The organism is Bacillus sp. GbtcB10, from assembly GCF_019091365.1.
Classification (GTDB): domain Bacteria; phylum Bacillota; class Bacilli; order Bacillales; family Bacillaceae; genus Bacillus; species Bacillus altitudinis.
The window spans coordinates 1-542 of the sequence record NZ_JAGXJP010000018.1; the positions used below are offsets into that span (position 1 = coordinate 1).

Below are 542 nucleotides of genomic sequence, written 5' to 3' on the forward strand. Positions count from 1 at the left end.
GAATGGAGTTGAAAATATAGACCTACATATAAAATATATTTCTAGAAAGAAATTAGGTAATATACATTTTTTTATAATTATATATTAATAAAAAGAGGTGTGCGTTTTGAAAATTTTTAAGGGAATTCTAGTTTCTTCAATTTTTTTGCGTTTCAATAAAAATTTTGAAACTAATTCTGATAATGCTTCTACTTTTTCTTTTATGTTGTTAGATTGACTTGATACTTCCTCAATTGATGTCGCTTGCGATTGGATTGACTGTACAGTTTGAGTGGTTTCTTTAGCTATTTGTGTTGCAGTTTCAGAAACACTTGATATAGAAGCATTAACTTCTTCTGTTGCTGCAGATACCTCTTGAATTTAGCTAGTGATTTTATAAATAGCCACCATAATAGATGAGAATGCTTGATCTGCTTGATAAGCAGCTTCTTTTCCTTCTGTAGCCTTTTGTTGACCTTTTTGCATGACATTCACCGTATCTTTTGTATCTGTTTGAATCAATTGTATTAAATGATTAATTTCATTTGCGGATTCTTTCGACT

At 29.7% G+C, this 542-nt stretch carries 1 pseudogene; it reads right to left on the reverse strand.

The annotated features are described in order from the left end of the window. Positions 1-84: 84 nt before the first annotated feature. A pseudogene (locus KVT11_RS19535) lies at positions 85-542 on the reverse strand (methyl-accepting chemotaxis protein); the annotation flags it as partial.